Raw genomic sequence first — 1,704 nt, forward strand, 5'->3', positions numbered from 1 at the left:
TTCACACCCAGGCTTGCGGTGTTGTCCTTGTCGAACTTGCCGGTGATGCCGCCGTCGGCGGTCAGCAGCGTGTAGGTGGTGTCGCCGGCGTACGGCGCTGCCGCGAACACGTTCAGCGTACCGGCCAGGTTGGCGGTACCGCCCACGGCCAGGTAGCTGGTCGGCAGCGGGGTCAGGTTGATGTTCAAAGCACCATCGCTGGCGTTGGTGAAGTCGCCGCTGACAGTCAGGTTGCCGTTGGCACCCGGCTGGACGGTGCCGTGGTTGACCACGCTGTTGACGGTGCCGGTACCGGTGAGACCAGCACCGCTGGCGACGGTGATGTCGGCCGCCAGGACGTTGCCAACTGGCGCCGCGAACAGCGCCATGCGCGCGAACGAAGCGACAACCGGAGCGGCTGCGGCAGTCTCGCCGACCTGCAATACGCCCTCTTCGACCTTGAAGCTACCGCTGAAGTCGTTGTAACCGCTGAACAGCAGATTACCGGCGCCGAGCTTGATCGCGTTGCCGGTACCGCTGAGGGTGCCGCCGAAGCTGCCGTTGACATCCTGCTGGAAGATCAGGCTGGCGTCGTTGACGATCGAGCCTTGCAGGCTGGTGGTGTTGCCTTGAAGGGTACCGGCGCTGATCAGGGTGCCGCCGCTGTAGGTGTTGGCGCCGTTCAGCACCACGGTGCCGCCGTCGAGCTTCTGGATACCGCCCTCGCCCACAATGGCCGCGTCGATCACCGCCGTTGTGCTATTGGCGACGCGCAATGCGGCAAGCGTGCCGTCCGGGGCGTTGACCGCTTCGAGGGAATCGCCAGTGCCGCCGACCAGCTTGTAGCCGTTGGCCAGGAACTGGATACCGGAGAACACGCGCTGACCGGAAACCGTGACCGTGCCCGCCTGCCCGCCGAAGACCGCGAACTGGCCGCTGCTCCAGTCGTTGGCGTTCTTGCCGGTGGAGTTGGTCCAGTTGGTGTCCGCGCCCCAGGTGCCGCTGCCGCCGCTGACGGTGCCGTCGGCATTGGTTTTGGAGCCGTTCCAGAACACCAGGTTGCCGTCGGCTTCACCGACCACCAGGTTGACCTGGTTGGCAATGCTGGTTTGCACCTCGAGTTGCGAAGTGAGGATGTCAGTCGGCAGGCTACCGAAGCTCAGACCGTTGTTGGTCAGGCTGCCGCCGTAGCTGAACAACTGGTACACACCGACGCCGAAGCCGCCACCGTTGCTGATATTGAGCAGGCCGTCGAGGGTCAGGTCGCCGTTGACCTTCACCAGCGTGGTCGCACTGTTCGGCGCGCCCAGGGTGAAGTTCAGGTTGCTGGCAGAAGCCAGCGACAGGCCACCGACGGTCAGCGGCGCGGTCGCGCTGGCGACATTCAGGTTGGCGCCGTCGGCCAGGCTGACCTGGCCGGACAAGGTGCCGCTGCCCGCCAGACTGGCGCCGCTGGCGATCTGCACATTGGCGCTGGCGAAGGTGCCGTTGACGCTGAGGCCGCCCGCGTTGACCGAGGTGTTGCCGGTGTAGGTGCTGGTGCCGGTCAGCAGAAGCTGGCCGTTGCCGTTCTTGATCAGCGCGCCGTTGCCGCTGAGCACACCGCTCAAGGTCAGGTCGTGGCTGCCAGCGAGGGTCAGTTGCTGCGAGACGGCAATGGCGTTGCTGACTTGCAGGTTGGCCGACGTATCCAGGCTGGTGTTGCCGAGGATGCTCAGCGCACCC

At 65.6% G+C, this 1,704-nt stretch carries 1 protein-coding gene; it reads right to left on the reverse strand.

All coding sequences use genetic code 11. From position 1 onward, the window contains the following. Positions 1–1,704, reverse strand: a 1,704-nt coding sequence (locus DM374_RS32455; RefSeq protein WP_177431647.1) for an autotransporter-associated beta strand repeat-containing protein, incomplete at both ends; no start/stop codon positions are given.

Source organism: Pseudomonas huaxiensis, assembly GCF_003231275.1.
Classification (GTDB): Bacteria; Pseudomonadota; Gammaproteobacteria; order Pseudomonadales; family Pseudomonadaceae; genus Aquipseudomonas; species Aquipseudomonas huaxiensis.